Below are 18,423 nucleotides of genomic sequence, written 5' to 3' on the forward strand. Positions count from 1 at the left end.
CTCCGATTTACGCGCCCGCGGCCGTCAGAACAAAGTGAGAGCTGCTCCCGCACCCACCAGTTCCCGGGGCGCCTCACGCGGCTCACTGCCAGCTGCACTGACGTCTCGATGCTCCGAACGACCACCCAACCCATGGCGCTCGACCAATGGCTCGACACGGCTTGCGAGCCAACGCTTGTATTCGGGAGTGACATACGCGCCCCGCCCGTACAGCTCGCGGTAGCGACGGATGAGCGCCGGATGTTCCTGAGCAAGCCAATTCATGAACCAACCCCGAGTACTCCCCCGCAGGTGCATCGGGAAGACCGTCACACTCGTCGCACCGGCTTCGGACAGTGCCTCGAACAGCCCGTCGAGATGACTGGTGGAATCGGTGAGGAACGGAATGACCGGCGCCACCATGACATTGCACGAGAATCCCGCGTCGGTGATGGCGCGGATCATCTCGAGACGCGCCCGCGGCGACGGGGTACCAGGCTCGATCTGCTTCTGAAGTGCAGCGTCGTTGATCGCCAACGACACTCCGATTCCGACGTCGACCTGCGCCGCCGCCATTTTCAACAGCGGCAGGTCCCGTCGGAGCAAAGTTCCCTTCGTCAAGATCGAGAAGGGAGTTCCGGATTCGGTCAACGCGCGAATAATGCCGGGCATCAAGCGGTATCGGCCCTCCGCTCGCTGATAGGGATCGGTGTTGGTACCCAGTGCCACCGCCTCCCGCTTCCAGGACTTTCGCGCCAACTCTTTGCGGAGCACCGCGGCAATGTTCGTCTTCACGACCACTTGGGAATCGAAATCCGCGCCGGCGTCGAGGTCGAGATACTCGTGACTCGGTCTCGCGAAACAATATCGGCATGCGTGCGAGCAACCACGAAAAGCGTTGACGGTGAAGCTGAACGGCAACGTCGACTCTTCGGGCATCTTGTTGAGCGCGCTCTTGCAGAGCACCTCGTGAAACGTGATTCCCTCGAACTCGGGAGTCTGCACGGAGCGAACCAACCCGGCTCGTTCGAGTCCGGGTAGCGCTCCGTCATCTGCATCCAATGCCTGACCCGACCACCTCATGGCCCCAAGTCGAACACTTGTTCTAAGGTATGTCAAGATGGAGCGAATACCCGACCGTGCCTCACCACGGCCGGGAAGTTGTTGGCAGAATTCGGTGCATGTCGAACAGAATCAATATTTCGTCCGGTTCCGAATGGGAACCCAAGATCGGTTACTCCCGTGCCGTGCGCATCGGTAACCAGATCGCAGTCTCCGGCACCACCGCTCCTGGTGAGACCCTCACAGATCAGACCCGCGCGGCGCTCGAAACTATCAAGGCAGCACTTGCCGAGGCCGGCGCCTCGCTCGACGACGTCATCCGCACTCGCATGTACCTGCGCGACATGACGCAGTGGGAGCAGGCCGCTCTCGCGCACGGTGAAGTGTTCGGCGAGATTCGTCCCGCCACGACGATCCTCGAGGTCAGCTCGCTGATCGACCCCGCTCTGCTCATCGAGATCGAGGCCGACGCGGTTCTCAGCTGATCGCCAATCCGGACATTTGTGAAATGGGCGCCTAGTCTGAGCCGATGAAACCGATGCGGCTGTATCCGTTGACGCTCGCGCTCGGCATCACCGCCGCTTTCCTCTCGCCCGGTTCTGCACTCGCAGAACCGGGCGAGAGTCTTTCGACGGCTTGCGGCAGCCAGTTGAGCAATGCCGAGGTGGGCCGGATTGCCGAACTCAGCGACGTCACGACCCTGAACGGTGCCGGACTGCCTCGGCTCGAGACCGCTGTCGAACGTCATCGTGAGATCACGTCGATCCTCGTCTCCCACCACGATTGGCGAGGCCTGTTCTCCGTCGGCCTCGACGCTGTCGAGCACGAGGCGGTGATGCCGCTGCAGCGAGACCCCGCGGCCTTCGACAATGACGAGTGGGCCCATTCGGTCAGCTACGAATTGCTGCGAAGGTACCTGGTGAACGTCCATGCGGAGTTCACCGGCACTCCCACAGATCCGGCGTGGAACAACTACTTCACCCTGACGCGTCAGTGCGACGCCAGTCCGGCACGAGTCGCCATGGCCGGCTACAACGCGCATCTCACCGTCGACCTCGCTCACGCCGTCGCCGCTTCCGGAACCACAGCAGAGGATGTCCCCGATTTCTACAAGATCGTCGATTCCATTGCCGTCAAAGGTGGTTCGATCGTGACGCTCACCAAGGCCGAGTACGACGCCGATCTCGGGCCCCTCTGGCGGTTCTACTTCGTCGGCGAAGGACTCGACCGATTGGCCGGAAACTCGCAGCCCTCGGAACTGTTGCTCCGCGCCGCCGACAGCGGATACAACACCATCACGCTGGCCAACGGGTTCGCCCTCCAGAATCCGCAGACACGTCCCGGCGCAGAACAGGAGATCGACGCGCTCTGGCGTACTACAGATTCCGCTCTCGACGTACTCTCGCGACTCGGTGGTCTCTGACATCTCACCCTCCGCTGCCTGAACCGGACACACCTGCGACAATGACCCCATGACGGGGCACTCGACGGGGCAAGGCATGCAGAGTCCCGCCATGCGCCGGGTGCGAGACCTGTTGCGCGGGCCCGCAATTGTCTGCGATGGCCGGGCAACCATCCGCGAGGCCGCGAAGTTGATGACCGATGCGGGCCGCCGCGCTGTTGTGATCCCGACGGAGACAAACGGTTTCGGAATCTTCACCGAAGGTGACCTACGTGCTCGTGTGGTAGTCGGTGGTATCGACAGCAATCAGCCGGTATCAACGGTGATGACGCCGTCAGCAGTGACAGTCGATCCGGATCGATTGGGCGCCGACGCCGTGACCGACATGCTCGAGTACGGATTGCGCCATCTCCCGGTCGTGACCGAGGCAGGCGCACTGATGGGCGTGCTCGAACTCAGCGACCTCCTGACTTCGGCCACCAATCAGGGTTTCGAACTGCGCGCAGCGCTCGCCACAGCACAGGATGACGCCCACCTCGTCGAAACAGCCCGCGCGGTCCCTGTTCTGGTGACGGAATTGGTGGCGTCACGGGTCTCACCGCTCGACATCGGTGCGACGCTGGCGGTGCTGATCGACGTGACGGTCAGGCGCGCCATCGAATTGGTGGTGGGCGGAGACGAGCGACCGGATTTCGCGTGGCTGTCGCTCGGCAGCGTCGCCAGACGTGAAGCGCTCCCCTCTTCGGATATCGACAGTGCGCTGGTGTGGGGCGGCGAATCTCATCACGAGGGAGCCGACGCCGCGAAGACGATCCACGACATCCTCGATCTCTGCGGGTTCCCTCGCGACACCAAGAACGCCGTCGCGACCCAGGCCAGGTTCGCTCGGACGCTCCCACAATGGCGCACTGCGCTGCGGAAATGGGTATCCAATCCGTACCAGGACCAGGCCCTGGTCATGTTGTCGATGCTGGCGGATGCCCGCGTCGTCGCGGGCGATCCGGCGTTGGATCCTCGCCCTGCGGCGTTGGATCAACTGCGACTGCACCCGGCCGTCATGCGACTGCTCCTTCGCGAAGCCGTCGGAGACAAGGCAAAGCTCCATTCGTTCAAGGACGTGATGACGCGTCGGACCGGAACCGTCGACCTCAAAGCCAGCGCCGTCCAACCGATCGTGAACATCGCTCGTTGGGCGGGGATTTCCGTGGGCGCCCGCACGAGTTCGACACTCGAACGCCTCAAGGCTGCAGCGGGAAGCGGTTTCCTACTCGACGACGACGCCCAGGTACTGATCGAATCTTTCGAGGTGTTGCAGCAGATTCGTGTCCGCCACCAGACCGATCAGTTCGCGGCAGGTCGGCCACCGACCGACGAAGTCGTGATCTCCGAACTCACTCCGCTCTCGCGGAGCTTGCTGAGCAATGCAGTGCGCGAGGTCGCAGGTGTGCAACGACGACTCGAATATGCCGCGTCCGCGTCGGCGCTACCCGACATCGACCCGTGAATCACACTGCGCTCGAACAGGTTCTAGCGGCGGAGCGCCTCGAAGGCTGGGATCCGAGTAACGAGCAGATCGCGGAACTCGAGGCCGTCATGATCGGGATGCTCTCTCGGCGTGAGTATTTCGAGCAGGAATTGGCGCGAGCCGTCGGCCTCTCGTCTGCGATTCCCCCGCGGATCCGCTGGCGACGATCAGCGCCGTACGTCTATCGCGGTACATCGGTTCTCGAGAACAATTTCGACGTACGAGATCCCGCCGCACTGCAATCACTCGAGTTCGCGGCGACCGCGCTTCGTCTGGGTGAGGCGCATCTCGGCAGCGACCTCGTACCGCACACGCGAGACACAGCCGAACTTCTCCTACTTCACCAGCACGTTTTCCAAGATCTGTACCAGTGGGCCGGACACATCAGAACCGTCGACATCAGGAAAGGTGCGGCAACGTTTGCTCCGGTCTCGGCGATTCGGAACTACCTGTCCGAGGTCGAAGAGATCATCGCCGCCGTCGATTGGGTAGCACTCGATCACGGCGCTGCGTCGTTCGCGCTCGCATCGGTGTACTCGACGCTCAATCATGCCCACCCGTTTCGGGAAGGAAACGGGCGAACCGGAACCCTCTTCCTGCACCGACTCGCCGCGGACACCCGGTATCAGCTCGACTTGTCGCGGGTGAGCAGAACCGAGTGGGTATCCGCGTCGAGGGATTCTGCGCCTTTCCGGCCCACCGGAACCCCGTCGCCTCGCCCGTTCATCGATCTGTTCAATCGCGCGCTGACTCGCTGACGCAAACATCTGCTGCCCGTTCCAGGCGGACTGAACACCGTTACTGCTGAGTGAGCACCGCTTCCGACACTCTGGAAGCGGTGCTCACTCGAGGAAAAGGGTGCTCACTCGACCATCAACCGGGCAGCGCGAACTCCCCTGCGTCGGACCAGCGCTGACGCTCGGCCCCGAACGCGACGGACTGCATCGCACGGAACTCCTCGATCGAGCGCGAGTTCGACGCGAGGAACTCCTGATGCTCGGCCAGCGAGAAGCTGCCGTCCTCGATCTCGACGCCCCCGCCGCGGCCGGCGGCGGTGTCCGCGCGCAGATCCATCAACTCTTCCGGCTCGACGGGGTACCAGGAGATCCGGTCGAAGAATCGCAGCAACCACGGAGTGCCCTCCTCGAACGGGCCCGACTTCGCGGGGTGGCGGTGATTCCACACCTGCGTCGTACGTCCAACGAACTGGTACCCACCTGGGCCTTCCATGCCGTAGATGCAGAGGTAAGCCCCACCGATCCCGACGGCGTTTTCGGGGGTCCAGGTACGGGCGGGGTTGTACTTGGTCGTGACAAGGCGATGACGTGGGTCGAGCGGCGTCGCGACCGGAGCTCCGAGGTAGACGTCGCCGAGTCCGAGCACCATGTATTCGGCGCCGAAAACGGTGTCGAATACGTCGTTCACGGATTCGAGACCGTTCATCCGGCGGATGAACTCGATGTTCCACGGGCACCACGGCGCGTCCGCGCGCACTCCGTGCATGTACCGCTGGATCGCTTCGCGCGTTGCCGGGTCGTCCCACGACAGTGGCATCCGCACAGTGCGACTGGGCACAACAAGTTCGTTGGCAGCAGGCAAGGTGTCCTCCGCCTCGGCGAGCATTCCCATCAGTTTGCCGACGGGCAGCACGTCCGGGTCGACGCGGACCTGCAGGCTGCGGATTCCCGGGGTGAGATCGAGTAGTCCGGCCGGCTTCTCGGCTTCGAGTCGCTGATGCAGTGCATGAGCACGCGCACGTAACGCCAGGTCGAGATTCATGTCGCCGTATTCGACCAACACGTTGTCATCGCCTGAGCGCCGGTACGTGACCGCGGTGTCGCCGTCACGGCGGGCTATGACGCCGTCGTCGCCGTCACCACCGGAGGAATGAACAACCGAATTGGACGCTCGACGCGATACTCCGAGGTCACGCCGGGAGGCTGCCCGTTCGGCGCGGACCGGCACGAAGCGAATCTTGTTCCCGGGAGCCAACTGTCCGAGCTTCCAGCGATCAGCGGACACCACTGTGATCGGGCAGACGAAGCCGCCGAGGCTCGGTCCGTCTGGTCCGAGGAGGATGGGCGTGTCGCCGGTGAAGTCGAGTGCACCGATCGAATACGCGTTGTCGTGGATGTTCGAAGGGTGAAGTCCCGCTTCGCCGCCGGTGGTTCTGGCCCAGTCAGGTTTCGGACCTATCAACCGGACACCGGTGCGGTCGGAGTTGAAGTGGACCTCGTACTCGGTCGCGTACAGCGTGTCGATGTCGGAGCGGGTGAAGAACTCCGGCGCCCCGTGCGGGCCCTCGGTCACCGCAAGTTCCCAGCACGTGTGTATCGCCGGAACATGCTCGGCGGGAACAGCTCCCGCGACCCCGGTCGCCTGTCCGAGTTTGAGAACGTCTCCTGCCCGCAGAGTCCTACCTTCGTGTCCCCCGAACCTGCCCAGGGTGAAGGTCGACGCACTGCCGAGATAGTCGTCGGTCTCGATTCCGCCCTGTACGAGTACGTAGATGCGCAGTCCCGGGCCGCTGACCGTTCCGACGTCGAGCACCGATCCAGCGGGGACGAGAACGGGACGCCACTGACCGTGTACGACGCCGTCGACGGTCACCGACACCGGGGCACCTGTGATGCAGACCGTGGTGTCTTCGTCGAACGTCATGGCAGGTCCGGCCATCGCGCATTCGATGCCGGGGGCGCCTTCGGGGTTTCCGAGTGCGGTGTTTCCCAACCGAAACGACAGGTCGTCCATCGGGCCCGATGGTGGGACTCCGATCTGCCAGTATCCGACGCGTCCTGGATAGTCCTGAACCGTCGTCAGCATTCCGGGACGCACGATGGTCAGTTTTGCGTTCATTCGTCTGCTCCCGGCCGTGTGACGATCATGCGGACGGCCGTGGGATCGAAGCCGTTGCACGGGTTGTTGATCTGCGGGCAGTTGGACACGAGGACGAGCACGTCACGTTCGGCACGCAACGCGAGCCGCTTGCCTGGTGCCGACAGTCCGTCGACGATTCCGAGTGTGCCGTCGGGGTCGACCGGGACGTTCATGAAGAAGTTGATGTTGGACACCAGGTCCCGCTTACCGAGCCCCCATTTTGCGCCCTCGACGAGGAAGTTCTCGACGCACGCGTGCTGATGCTTGGTGTGGTGGCCGTATCGCAGGGTGTTCGATTCCTGTGAGCACGCGCCGCCGACGGTGTCGTGGTTTCCGACCTCGTCTGCGACCAGGGTCATGAGTGGAGTTCCGTCGTCACTGCGGAGCACGGAGCCTGTGGACAGAAACAGGTTCTTCTGGGCTGTGACCGTCGCTGCTGCCGAGTACCGAACGCTGTGATCGTCACCAGCGTAGACGAGGGTGTCGACGGCTTGATTTCCGTGTAGATCGACGATGGTCAGAACGTCACCGGCACGGACAACTGCGGACCACGGCCCGAATGCGTCAGCAATCTCGTCGAGGATCACCGTTCCGGGAACGAGGGCGGGGACATCCAAGGTGGTGGTCATGCGATCTCCTCCAGGTTCGAAGCCGTCCAGGCATCTTCGGTATTGAGCACTGCGCGTTGGTATTCCGGCCCGAGATCGTCAAGGCTGCCGAGTTCGTCGGCGGCCTTCCACGCGAGCACTTCGAGGGACGTGGTGGGAAACTGCGGCGCCGGATCGAGTGGGTGCGCGGTGTTGGCGATCATCACGATGACGGGCAGGTGAATCAGAAGGTCGACCGTTGCGCCTGAGCCGGCGGACCCCGTACTGGTGAGAGCGCCGTCCGCCTCGACGCGGACACCATGGAAGAAGGACAACGGCGGCGCTATGTCCTGCGGCCCGAGTCCGTTCTTCGCGGCAGCGACGGTGAACAGTTCACGACCGGCGGGTGAGGCACTGTGCAGCGAACCCTGCCCGTACTTCGCCTCGTTGGTGGCGCGTGACGTCGTTCCGCAGAACGCGTCGTGGTGACCCGACGTGTCTGCGACCACGGTCGCAAGTACTCGCCCCTGATCGGAGAGCAACGGGTGCCCGACGCCGAGATAGGCCTGCCATGGCACCTTGACGGTATCGGCGACGTTGAGACGCTCCCAGGGGGCGTCGGCGCGATAGAGCAAGATGTTTGCGCAGGCGCTGCCAGCGATGTCGCGAAGTCGCAATCGGGTTCCACGTGCGAGAACCTTGGTCGTGTACCGCCCACCCGGCACGGTCTCAGCCCAGGTCAGACGTTCGGGAGCGACGTCTTCGGGTGGGTTCGGCCAACGCGTTGCCGGCAATACGGGCATGGAATCGGTGATCGTTCCAGCTTGAGACCGGGCATGCTCGCGTGCTCCGGCGGTGGTCTGAGTACTCATGGTCAGGCTCCGATCGTGACGGGATTCGGGGTGGCGCGGCCACGTGGGAAGCAAGCGACTCCCAGCCCCACGACCAGCGCTACCGTGATGGGCGCGGCCCACTGCAGAATGGGGTACTCCCCGGTGGGGTTGAAGATCTCGGCTCGTGGCCAGGACAGGTTGATCACCATCAGCGTGCCGTACACAACCGCGGCGATGTTGACCGGAACTCCCCAGATGCCCAGGGAGAAAAGCTTTTTGCCTTCGGCGTCGAACTTGGGGCCGACTGCCGTGCGAGGCCATCCCTTGAGACGCTGAACCAGCAGCGGCACGGTCACCATGAGGTAGGCCAAGTAGATCAAGATGATGCATACGCTGGACAGGGTTGCAAAAATTGCCGAGTTGCCCACGTTGACGGCCAGGACGGCAATGCAGACCAGACCGATGAGGACGGACGGCGCGATAGGTGTTCCGGTGCGGGGGTTGACCTTTGCCAGTACCTGCGAGGCAGGAAGCCGCCCGTCGCGGGCCATCGAGAACATCAGCCGTGAAGCAGCAGTCTGAATGGCCAAGGTGCACACGAACACTGCGATCGAGACGTCGATCAACAAGACCGTGCCCCACGGGGAACTGAGAATCGATGTCAGTACGTACGGCAAACCTTCCGTGGCCAGGCGTCCGTCGGTGAGTGAGGGCGCTGCCATCAACGCGCCGAGGATCATCAAGCCGCCGCCGAGCGCGGAAGCGGACAGTGCAAGCCGGATCGTACGAGGTGCGACGCGTCGGGGGTTGCGGGTCTCCTCGGCCAGTTCGCCTGCCGAACCGAAGCCGACCATGACGTAAGCAGCCATCAGTCCGGACATGATCCACGCCCAGGCGTATCCGGGCTGACCGCCGGCACTGCCGGTGTCGAAGACGACGTCCGGTCCGCGCTGAGCGTGGGTGAAGAACATCCCGATCACTGCGATCACACCGACGATTTCGCAGGTCACGCCGATGTTGTTGATACGCGACATCCAATTGACGCCGATGCAGTTGATGAAGGTGGTCAGAACCAGAAGTACCGATCCGAGCAGCACGGCGTTGGCGGCACCACTCGATGAGGTGAGTGCGCTGTCCTCGCCGATGATCTGGAACCCGCTCCACACATTGGGGAGCACGACCTGCAAGGCGATCGCGGCGGCCGATGCAGTGACGATCTGAGCGAGAATCATGAACCAACCGGCGAACCAGCCGACGATCTCACCACCCATCCGCCGCGACCACTGGTAGATGGCACCCGAAATCGGATATCTGGCAGCAAGTTCCGCGAAGTTGAGAGCGACCATGAACTGACCGATGAAGACGACCGGCCACGTCCAGAAGAATGCCGGACCCGCGAAACCGAAACCGAGGCCGAACAATTGGAAGATCGTGGTCAGGATGGAGACGAAGGAGAAGCCCGCGGCGAAAGACGCGAACTTTCCCAGCGATCGATGCAGCTGCTGCTCGTAGCCGAACTCCGCGAGGTCACCGTCGTCGTGAGGCGAAGAGGCGAGTGCGGATGCGGTGATGGGCTGCGCAGCCGGGGTGGTTGCACTCAACGGCGTACTCCTTCGGCGAAGCGATTCAGAGGCGAATAACTGTCGATTGATAGTTTTCGCGAAATCCACTCGCCGCAGGTGACGCCCGCGTATACGATTCGCCTGATTCTGTAACAGGCTCGTTGAGTACGTTTCGAGCACGTGACCGAATGCTCACAGCGGCGGCCATCCCGCACGTAAGGCCGCAGCCTGCCACTATGGAAGGCGTGACCAACGCCGGCCCCGGACGACCCCGCCTGACCGCTCGCCGACGCCCGGGTGGCACTGCCCGGGCGGAGATCTTGGATGCAGCCGCTGAACTGTTCACCACCCGAGGCTTCGCCGCGACGTCCACACGCCACATCGCCGAAGCAGTCGGAATGCGTCAGGCGTCGCTGTACAACCATTTCGCCACCAAGGACGACATTCTGGTTGCACTGCTCGCCGACACCGTGACGCCGGCGCTCGACTTCGCGGAGAATCTCAGGCCACTCGACACCGCGCCCGAGGTCAAGCTGTACGCACTTTCGTACATCGACGCGGCACAACTGATCACCGGACGGTGGAACCTCGGCGTCCTTTATCTCTTACCGGAACTGAGAAGTGACAGGTTCATGTCGTTCCGAGCCGATCGCGATCAGCTTCGCGAGCAATACCGGGCACTCGCCCAGGATGTGCTCGACGCGATTGACGATCCATCATCAACGCACCTGGCCGAGCTTCCGTTTCGCCTGGTAGAAAGCGTGATCAGCGCGCGAGCCGACGCGCTCGAAGGCACCCCGATTCCCGACGCCGCCGTCATCGCCGGGTCGGCGCTGCACATTCTTGGGTGGCGCCAGGATCTTGACCCCATCCATACGGAAGCGGCAACGCTCATTGCGAACGCAGAAACGCCGAAATTGTCCGGGGCTGCATCAGCTCCGGACAATTTCGACGCAATGAGGACCTAAACGGCCACGAGACTAGACCGAGAGGGACTGTCCCGGGAAGATCAGGTTGATGTTCGGAACCTGGCTGGCGAGGTTCTCGAGCGAGATGCCGTGTGCAGCAGCGATCTTCGACAGGGTGTCGCCTGCCTTGACCACGTAGTTACCGCTTCCGGTGCTTGCTGCCGGAGCCGACTCGACGGAAGCCTCAGCGGTGACGGGGGCGGCTGCGGCCTCGTAGTTGCCTGCGGTGGTGCCGGTGGTCAGGTACTGACCGCAGACGGGCCATGCGCCGACGCCCTGGCCTGCGAGAACGTTTTCGGCGACACGGATCTGCTCAGCCTGGCTGGCGTTGGCAGCGTTGCCCGATCCACCAAATGCGTTCCAGGTGCTCTGCGTGAACTGCAGACCGCCGTAGAAGCCGTTTCCGGTGTTGGCCGCCCAGTTACCGGAGGACTCGCAATTTGCGACTCCGGACCAGTCGTGGCCGGCTGCCGAAGCGGTGCCGGTGCTCATGGCGAGCGGGATTGCGACGACTGCGCCTGCGGTTGCAACTGCGCCGAGGGCGCGCTTGAAGGTGATGCTGGTCATTGGGTAAATCCTCTCCGCTACCGCGGACGAGGTCGGCCCGGACGCTTTCACGTCTCGTCGATCGACTCGTCTGTTTCACTCCTGCCCCGCGAAGGTTTCGGGAGTACCGGACCCGCGGGGCAGAAGCACGCAGTTGCGGGTCGGTGTTTGCCCGGTAGTTTCGGGCTGTCAACGACCGTAGGCGATGGTCACGGATTGGTCACGGGGCAGTTTTCCGGCACTGCTGTACCAGACTCAGTCGAAACTCGAGCAATAACCACAGGTCAACTAATTGATTCGAGCTTCAACCATACCGATCGTTATCCGTCCGTTATGTGGCAACCGTCACGGTGATTTTGTGACCCACCGCACCGAAACAGGCCGTGTCGGACCGCCAACGAGGATCCTGGGGATGTTAAGAGAGTCCTGGCAACGGGAAAAACCAACCGCCCCAATCATTATGGAGATCAACTGATGATCATCGCAGTAGAAGGACCCAGCGCCGCCGGCAAGACCACCTGGTGCCGAACCCAACTCGGTGGCGAATCCGCCGCGGAGAGATTCGTCGCCGAGTATCAGCCCACCGGGTTCGAGCCGGACGGCACGGATCTCGACCTTCAGGCAAGTTACTGGACAACGGTCAATTCGAAGCGATGGTCGCAAGCGGAAGATCTCGAAGCGAGAACCGGTATCGCGCTCTGCGACAGCGACCCGCTGAAACTGCACTACAGCTGGTGTCTCGCTGCGGTGGGCGCAGCACCTCGGGAGCGATTCGAGTACGAGCTCGCGGCAGTCGAGACAGCTTTCGAGCACCTCGAACTGGGTTTCGCGGATCTGACCGTCATCTCGATACCGTCACCGGGGCAGCTTCTACTTCAGCGCGAAGGAGACCCCAGCCGCCGCCGACGGCATTTCGAGCTTCACGCGGCGCTCGCCGAGCCCCTCACCCACTGGTACTCGGCAGTGAACAGGGTAGATCCAGGTCGCGTTGTGTGGCGCTTTCCGACACAGCTCGATCTTTCGCGCTGTCCCCCGCCTCGATCGGATCGCAGCGATCCGGGCCTCCTTCGCGCGGTGATCAACGAGCTGCCGCCTCTCACCAGGTAGGGAGTGGCTGCTCGATCTCAGCGCGCTCGTTCGACCCTGGCCTCGTCCCACACCGGCGACTCGCTCTCGTACACGTTCCCGTCCGATCCGAAGACGAGGAACCTGTCGAACGCGCGCGCGAACCAGCGATCGTGCGTGACCGAGATGACCGTGCCGGCAAACTGAGCAATGCCCTGCTCGAGCGCGTCAGCCGAATGAAGGTCGAGGTTGTCGGTCGGTTCGTCGAGCAACAACATCGTGGCGCCGGAGAGCTCGAGGAGCAGGATCTGCAATCGTGCCTGCTGACCGCCGGACAGGTCGTCGTACTTCTGTTCCGCAGCTTGGGACAATCCGTAACGGTCCAGCGCGCGGCTCGCCGCTTCGCGTCCCATTCCGTTGCGGTGTTCGTCGCCCATGTGCAGGATCTCGAGCAGCGTGTTTCCGGTCAGATCGGGCCTGGAGTGTGTCTGCGCAAACAATCCGGGACGTACCCGGGCACCCAGCGTTGCAGTACCCCCGTGCTCGACCGGCGCGATGTCGAGCGCCTCGACGGGCAGATGCTCGGTCCCCGGATCGGTCCCTCCACCCGCCAAGAGCCGAAGGAAATGCGACTTTCCGGATCCATTGGAGCCCAGCACGGCAACCCGATCTCCGTACCAGATCTCGGTGTCGAAAGGCTTCATCAATCCCGTCAGCTCGAGATCTTGGCATACCAACGCGCGCTTGGCGGTTCGCCCGCCCGCCAGCCGAACCGTCACCTTCTGCTGAAGTGGAATCGCTTCGGGTGGCCCTGCCTCCTCGAACTTCGCCAACCTGGTTTGCGAGGCGTGATACCGCGCAGCGACGCCGTCGTTGAACTTGGCCTTTTCACGCAATCGCAGAACCAGGGCACGTAATTTCGCGTGCTCCTCGTCCCAGCGTCGGCGCAGTTCTTCGAATCGAGCGTTGCGATCCTCGCGGGCTTGGTGGTAGCTGGCCAGCCCAGCACCGTGGGTCCACGACGTTGCGCCGCTGATTCCGGGCTCGAGCGTCACGATGTGGGTGGCCGCGTTGGCGATCAGTTCGCGGTCGTGGCTGACGAACAAAACCACTTTCGACGATTCCGAGATCGTCTTTTCCAGCCATCGCTTGCCCGGAACATCGAGGTAGTTGTCCGGCTCGTCCAGTAGGAGTGCGTCGTCGGGCCCAGCGAACAGTGCTTCGAGAACCAACCGTTTCTGCTCGCCACCACTGAGGGAGTTGGCCGCGCGCCACTTCGCACGGTCATAGGGAACACCGAGAGCCGCGGTAGTGACCTTGTCCCAGAAGTCTTCGGTCTCGTAGCCGCCCACGTCGGCCCAATCGGCCAGCGCATGCGAATACTTCATTTGAGTTGATTCCTCGTCGCGCTCGATCATCGCGTTTTCTGCCGTATCGAGCGCCAGTGCTGCGTCCCGGATCCGTGCCGGCGAGACGGACAACAGAAGATCGCGCACGGTGGACTCGTCGCGAACCTGGCCGACGAATTGCCGCATCACGCCCAGTGTTCCGGATCGAGTGACAGCGCCCTCGTCGGCGACGACGTCTCCGGCGACAATGCGGAGCAACGTCGTCTTACCAGTCCCGTTGGGGCCTATCAGTGCAGTTTTTGCACCGTTGCCGACCCGAAAGCTGACACCGCTGAGCAGTTGCCGACCATCAGGGAGAAAGTAGTCGACGTCGGCGATGTTGAGGTGGGTCACGCTGTCAAGAGAACCCTACCCACGGCGATCTGCCAAACCATTATTCCTGCCTTCGGTCTCGAGCTCACTACCGTCGTGGGATCGTCCGACCGCATCGAGCGCCGCCAGATATCCGAAAACCATTGCGGGACCGATAGTTGCACCTGGACCGGCATAGGTATGACCCATCACCGGTGAGCTGGTGTTACCTGCTGCGTAGAGCCCGTCGATGACCGAACCGTCGGCGCGCAACGCTCGCGCGCGAGCGTCCGTGTTGATGCCGCCTTTGGTCCCCAGGTCTCCAGGCACCATCTTCGCGGCATAGAACGGACCCTTCGTGAGTTCTCCGAGGCTGGGGTTGGGCTTGTTGGTGCAGTCGCCGTAGTAGTGGTCGTATCTGCTTGTCCCACGGCCGAAGTCGCGATCGACTCCGTCGCGCGCGTGACTGTTGAATCGTGTGATGGTCGCGGACAGCGCATCGCCCGGCACTCCGATCTCGGCAGCGAGTTCGGCAATCGATCCAGCTCGCACGATCGCACCCGATTCGATCCACGACCGAGGTATCGGCCTGCGCGCCGGAACCCCCGCGAACAGGTAACGGTCACGGTACGTCTGATCGAAGATCAGCCAAGCCGGGATGTTCTCAGCGGGTCCTTCACCTCGGCCGTACTTTCCGCCGAACATGGCGTGTGCCGCTTCGACATAGGGAAGTGACTCGTTCATGAAGCGCTGACCGCTGGCGTTGACCATGAGGCTGCGAGGCAACGAGCGTTCCGCCAAGGCGAACCACGGGCCTTTGGGCAGTGGAATCGACGGGGCCCACCACGCGTCGTCCATGTACGAAATTGCGGCGTCGACGCGTAGAGCTGCACGGATGCCATCCCCGGTATTGGTCGGTGCCCCGAGAGTCCACTGCGCGCTACTCGGCCGTCGCTGGTACTCGCCTCGCATGTCGTCGTTGTTGTCGAACCCGCCACACGCGAGGATGACACCGCATCGAGCGTGCATGGTGGTCTGCACTCCCCCGGACTCGAGTCGCACACCCACGACACGATCACTGTCGGTCACCAAATCCACAAGCCTCGTCCCGAGCTCCACCGTCACTCCGGCGTCCCGAACTCCGAGCATCAGTTCGGCCATGAGCGCCGGCCCGAGCCCGATCAGCTTCTTCCTCCGAGCTCTTGCGGCCAGGGATCTCATTCCTACCCGAAGCATCCGCACCGGACCCCGCCAATGCCGGATCCCCGTGCTCAGCCAACGGTAATCAGATTGTTGGACAACCATGTTGAGCGGAACCTTCATGTACGGCGGATGAAGTGTCGCAAGATCGTCGCCCAGAGCTCGCGCGTCGAACGGGCGCGGCTCGCACGAGCGGCCGCTTGCACGTCCGCCAGGTGCCTCGGGAAAGTAGTCGGAGTACCCCTTCACCCATTCGAGCTCCAACGCAGAGTGACGAATCAGGAAATCGAGGGCTTCCGGACCCCGATCGATATACGTGTCGATTCGGTCGGCGTCTGCATCCTCTCCGACAATGCTCTTCAGATATGTTCGCGCAGAGTCGATATCATCTGTCGGTGCCTCGCGGCGAAGTATCGAGTTTCCCGGAATCCACACGCCGCCCCCGGACCGGGACGACGAACCGCCCCAGTATTCGGACTTCTCCACGAGTATCGTCGAGAGTCCGTTGCGGGCTGCGGTGATAGCTGCAGACATGCCGGCAGCCCCCGATCCGACAACAACGACATCCACTACGGGCACATCTACTACGGGCGGCACGGCGCCCTGAGGGTTCTCGTCCATCACTGGTCACGACCTTTCGTGTCATCTTCGTCCTGCGTGTGCCACCGGGATCCTCGAACAGCGTCGAGCGCCCCCTCGACGCACACGGGAAGTGATGCCCCGCGCTTGTGAGGGTTACGTATCCATTGCCGATAACCGAACTCCGCCGCCGCCAACATCAAATGAACGAGAAGTCCTGGGCGGCTGTCGTTTTCCGGATCGAGTTGCATACGTTGCGCCACCAACTCGACCAACCGATCACGATGCTCGGGCGCGATCAGAGCGACACGATCCATCAGGTGCGGCGCGGTACGGAACGCCGATCGCCACTGATCGATCTCCGCGGACTCGAAAGCATTGGAACGCTCGAGGATTGCCCGTGATATCGCAAGATCAGCCGACTCGGTCGGTGGGCGATCCTCGAGCAACGTCACGATTCCGGCACCGCCCTGCCTGACCGGATCCAACAGCAGATCCTCCTTGTTACGAACGTGCCGAAAGTACGTACTCGCCGACACCCCCGCTGCCGCCGCAATCTGCTCGGTGGTCACGTCCTCGAAACCGTCACGCGCGAACAGATCGAATGCCGCACGTTGAATGTCTGCTCGCACCTGCAACCGCTGTCTCTCCCGTAGTGACATCAGCAACGTCCTCCCGCCTCGGCCGAGATCCGGCCGTTCTCGATAATGCGAGTCTCACCTATTGTGACAGTCACTGTCAATATCCAATTCTCTGTCAGATATCAGCAGACCCGGGCATTTCGTTGACAGGGCATTCGATGCCACGACAAGCTTCGAAGATGAAACGATGGGGACCGAATCGAGACGTTTCTCCAAGAATTTGTCGATGCGGGGCTTCAAGGCGCGGTCACCGAAGCGTATTTCGGTGGTCCACTCTGGCGCATGACCCTGCTCGCCCGTTTCGACGACCGAGCCCTTGGCCCCGACGGCGCCGTCATCTATCGAAATCGAACAGTGCTTCTCGTTCGGACCAAGTGGGGAAAGATCATCGAGCAAGAGGACTACTACGAGGACACCGCCAGAATCGGTGACTTCGACAGGCGGCTCCGCGAAATCGAAGCCGGACGAGCCTGTGGCACAGTCGTGGAATGACAGACGTCAGGATTGAACGCCACCGAAAGCTGTCGGCGTTCCTGTCTTCCCAGAACGATGTCGAACTGGCCCGACTGGTCGACACCGTTCAAATCTCGAGTGTCGGCGTAGGTGGCGCCGCAGGAGTGATCAGGGTCTATGACAACAGGCTCAACGGCGTTCCGGTATTCACCAAACGCATCCCACTGAGCGTGCGGGAAATCGCCGAGGTGGGCTCTACTTCCAACCATTTCGATCTGCCGACGTTCTGCCAGTACGGCATTGGTGGCCCAAGCTTCAACGCCTGGCGAGAACTGGCCGCGAACCTCGTGGTCACCGATGCCGTTCTGGCCGGCGAAACACAGTCGTTCCCAATGCTTTACCACTGGCGGATACTTCCCGGACGTTCGCCCGTTGCGGTCGAACACGCCGACATCGATTCCGTTCACACCGCCGGCGCCAGCCGTGAAGTGCGGACCCGTCTCGAAGCGCTTGCCGCTGCGCCGTGCAGCCTCGTACTGTTCTGCGAGTACATCGAACACCCGATCTCGAATTGGCTGGAAGACAACCCGTCCGCCAAAGCTGCCGAAGTCGAGCGACAGTTTTCGGAGATCGTGGCGTTCTTGCGCGATCGACAGTTGCTGCACATGGACGGACATTTCGGCAACATGCGCACCGACATGGAGCGGATCTATCTCACCGACTTCGGACTGGCCACATCCCCACACTTCGACCTGTCGACTGCCGAGCACGACTTCGTCCGGCGCCACGCCACTCATGACGCCGACTACGCCGCCATGCTTCTGGTCAACTGGCTGGTGACCGAGGTCTGCGGGGTACCGAGGCCGACGAGCGGCGGACCAGTCGCCCGCAACCAGTACGTACGACGATGCGCCACAGGTCATATTCCAGGTGATGTGACACCAGAGGTGGCCACGATCGTGACACGGCACGCGCCCGCCGCTGCGAGGATGAACGACTTCTACTGGCGATTGTTCGACGGCGACTTCGATGCGCCCTACCCGCAGGCCGCGCCAGTTCCGCCTTCCGGTCGAGCACAGGGTTTTCCCTGAACTGCCGTATTCACATCTCAGGGTTCATGTCATCCTCGGGACCGATGTGCTGGTCAGTGCCGGTAGGGCACAGTTCTCCTCATGATTGAACTGAGGGGATTGACCAAGGTTTACGGACCGACGAAAGCGGTGGACGATTTGTCGTTCACGGTCAAGCCGGGCATCGTGACGGGCTTCCTGGGCCCGAACGGTGCCGGTAAGTCGACGACGATGCGGATGATCCTGGGTTTGGATCAGCCGACGTCGGGTGCGGCGTTGATCGAGGGCAAGCCGTACCGGGAGCTCAAGACGCCGTTGCGGACGGTGGGTGCGTTGCTGGATGCGAAGTGGGTGCACCCCAATCGCAGTGCGCG

18 protein-coding genes are annotated in these 18,423 nt (G+C 62.6%); 9 read left to right on the forward strand and 9 right to left on the reverse strand.

Annotated features, from left to right (window positions below; all coding sequences use genetic code 11):
• Positions 1-24 precede the first annotated feature (24 nt).
• Complete coding sequence (locus tag QRN54_RS17690; RefSeq protein WP_003944842.1) at positions 25-1,062, reverse strand: Rv2578c family radical SAM protein; 1,038 nt, start codon at positions 1,060-1,062, stop codon at positions 25-27.
• A gap of 98 nt (positions 1,063-1,160) precedes the next feature.
• Here QRN54_RS17690 and QRN54_RS17695 point away from each other — a divergent pair, with 98 nt between their 5' ends.
• From QRN54_RS17695 to QRN54_RS17710, 4 genes are read left to right on the forward strand one after another with little or no spacing between them, the layout of a single operon-like run.
• On the forward strand, positions 1,161-1,526 hold the full coding sequence (locus QRN54_RS17695) for a RidA family protein (protein WP_019748335.1): 366 nt from the start codon (positions 1,161-1,163) through the stop codon (positions 1,524-1,526).
• A gap of 53 nt (positions 1,527-1,579) precedes the next feature.
• Positions 1,580-2,464, forward strand: coding sequence for a DUF5995 family protein (locus tag QRN54_RS17700; protein ID WP_082845804.1), 885 nt, complete (start codon positions 1,580-1,582; stop codon positions 2,462-2,464).
• Positions 2,465-2,513: 49 nt separating this feature from the next.
• Positions 2,514-3,947: a putative nucleotidyltransferase substrate binding domain-containing protein gene (locus QRN54_RS17705; protein ID WP_230691685.1), complete on the forward strand. Its 1,434-nt coding sequence runs from the start codon at positions 2,514-2,516 to the stop codon at positions 3,945-3,947.
• Positions 3,944-4,726 carry a Fic/DOC family protein gene (locus QRN54_RS17710; protein ID WP_065352441.1) on the forward strand — a complete coding sequence of 261 codons (783 nt, stop codon included), beginning with the start codon at positions 3,944-3,946 and terminating at the stop codon, positions 4,724-4,726. Before QRN54_RS17705 ends, QRN54_RS17710 begins: the two co-directional genes overlap by 4 nt.
• Positions 4,727-4,841: 115 nt before the next feature.
• Here QRN54_RS17710 and QRN54_RS17715 read toward each other — a convergent pair whose 3' ends face one another.
• Genes QRN54_RS17715 through QRN54_RS17730 form a run of 4 tightly spaced genes read right to left on the reverse strand, consistent with a single transcriptional unit; the run spans position 4,842 to position 9,866 of the window.
• Positions 4,842-6,824, reverse strand: coding sequence for a 5-oxoprolinase/urea amidolyase family protein (locus tag QRN54_RS17715; protein ID WP_003944981.1), 1,983 nt, complete (start codon positions 6,822-6,824; stop codon positions 4,842-4,844).
• Positions 6,821-7,474 (reverse strand): urea amidolyase associated protein UAAP2, encoded by a 654-nt coding sequence (locus QRN54_RS17720; RefSeq protein ID WP_007728099.1) that lies wholly within the window; start codon positions 7,472-7,474, stop codon positions 6,821-6,823. The genes QRN54_RS17715 and QRN54_RS17720 overlap by 4 nt, the downstream gene beginning before the upstream one ends.
• Positions 7,471-8,304: an urea amidolyase associated protein UAAP1 gene (locus QRN54_RS17725; protein WP_047270362.1), complete on the reverse strand. Its 834-nt coding sequence runs from the start codon at positions 8,302-8,304 to the stop codon at positions 7,471-7,473. Before QRN54_RS17725 ends, QRN54_RS17720 begins: the two co-directional genes overlap by 4 nt.
• 2 nt (positions 8,305-8,306) lie before the next feature.
• Positions 8,307-9,866: an amino acid permease gene (locus QRN54_RS17730; RefSeq protein ID WP_252194411.1), complete on the reverse strand. Its 1,560-nt coding sequence runs from the start codon at positions 9,864-9,866 to the stop codon at positions 8,307-8,309.
• Positions 9,867-10,063: 197 nt separating this feature from the next.
• On the opposite strand from QRN54_RS17730, the gene QRN54_RS17735 reads away from it, so the two are divergent.
• Entirely contained in the window at positions 10,064-10,795 is a 732-nt protein-coding gene (locus QRN54_RS17735; RefSeq protein WP_285182671.1) for a TetR/AcrR family transcriptional regulator, read from the forward strand.
• Positions 10,796-10,807: 12 nt separating this feature from the next.
• Here QRN54_RS17735 and QRN54_RS17740 read toward each other — a convergent pair whose 3' ends face one another.
• Complete coding sequence (locus tag QRN54_RS17740) at positions 10,808-11,362, reverse strand: LysM peptidoglycan-binding domain-containing protein (RefSeq protein ID WP_003944949.1); 555 nt, start codon at positions 11,360-11,362, stop codon at positions 10,808-10,810.
• A gap of 453 nt (positions 11,363-11,815) precedes the next feature.
• On the opposite strand from QRN54_RS17740, the gene QRN54_RS17745 reads away from it, so the two are divergent.
• Positions 11,816-12,448 carry a hypothetical protein gene (locus tag QRN54_RS17745; protein WP_042448705.1) on the forward strand — a complete coding sequence of 211 codons (633 nt, stop codon included), beginning with the start codon at positions 11,816-11,818 and terminating at the stop codon, positions 12,446-12,448.
• A 17-nt stretch (positions 12,449-12,465) separates the two neighbouring features.
• Here the strand turns inward: QRN54_RS17745 and QRN54_RS17750 are convergent, their stop codons facing one another.
• Genes QRN54_RS17750 through QRN54_RS17760 form a run of 3 tightly spaced genes read right to left on the reverse strand, consistent with a single transcriptional unit; the run spans position 12,466 to position 16,547 of the window.
• On the reverse strand, positions 12,466-14,148 hold the full coding sequence (locus QRN54_RS17750) for an ATP-binding cassette domain-containing protein (protein WP_204855794.1): 1,683 nt from the start codon (positions 14,146-14,148) through the stop codon (positions 12,466-12,468).
• 15 nt (positions 14,149-14,163) lie between these two features.
• A complete protein-coding gene (gene kstD / locus QRN54_RS17755) occupies positions 14,164-15,927 on the reverse strand; it encodes a 3-oxosteroid 1-dehydrogenase (protein WP_162113560.1) in 1,764 nt (587 codons plus the stop codon).
• A complete protein-coding gene (locus QRN54_RS17760; protein WP_039972893.1) occupies positions 15,927-16,547 on the reverse strand; it encodes a TetR/AcrR family transcriptional regulator in 621 nt (206 codons plus the stop codon). Before QRN54_RS17760 ends, kstD begins: the two co-directional genes overlap by 1 nt.
• Before the next feature lie 261 nt (positions 16,548-16,808).
• Here QRN54_RS17760 and QRN54_RS17765 point away from each other — a divergent pair, with 261 nt between their 5' ends.
• The 3 genes from QRN54_RS17765 to QRN54_RS17775 all read left to right on the forward strand — a co-directional run.
• Entirely contained in the window at positions 16,809-17,018 is a 210-nt protein-coding gene (locus QRN54_RS17765) for a hypothetical protein (protein WP_007728109.1), read from the forward strand.
• A complete protein-coding gene (locus QRN54_RS17770) occupies positions 17,015-18,070 on the forward strand; it encodes a BUD32 family EKC/KEOPS complex subunit (protein ID WP_285182678.1) in 1,056 nt (351 codons plus the stop codon). The genes QRN54_RS17765 and QRN54_RS17770 overlap by 4 nt, the downstream gene beginning before the upstream one ends.
• An 81-nt stretch (positions 18,071-18,151) precedes the next feature.
• On the forward strand, positions 18,152-18,423 hold a 272-nt coding region (locus tag QRN54_RS17775; RefSeq protein ID WP_285182679.1), incomplete at its 3' end, for an ATP-binding cassette domain-containing protein.

This window comes from Rhodococcus sp. MEB032, from assembly GCF_030208925.1.
Taxonomy (GTDB): Bacteria; Actinomycetota; Actinomycetes; order Mycobacteriales; family Mycobacteriaceae; genus Rhodococcus_F; species Rhodococcus_F qingshengii.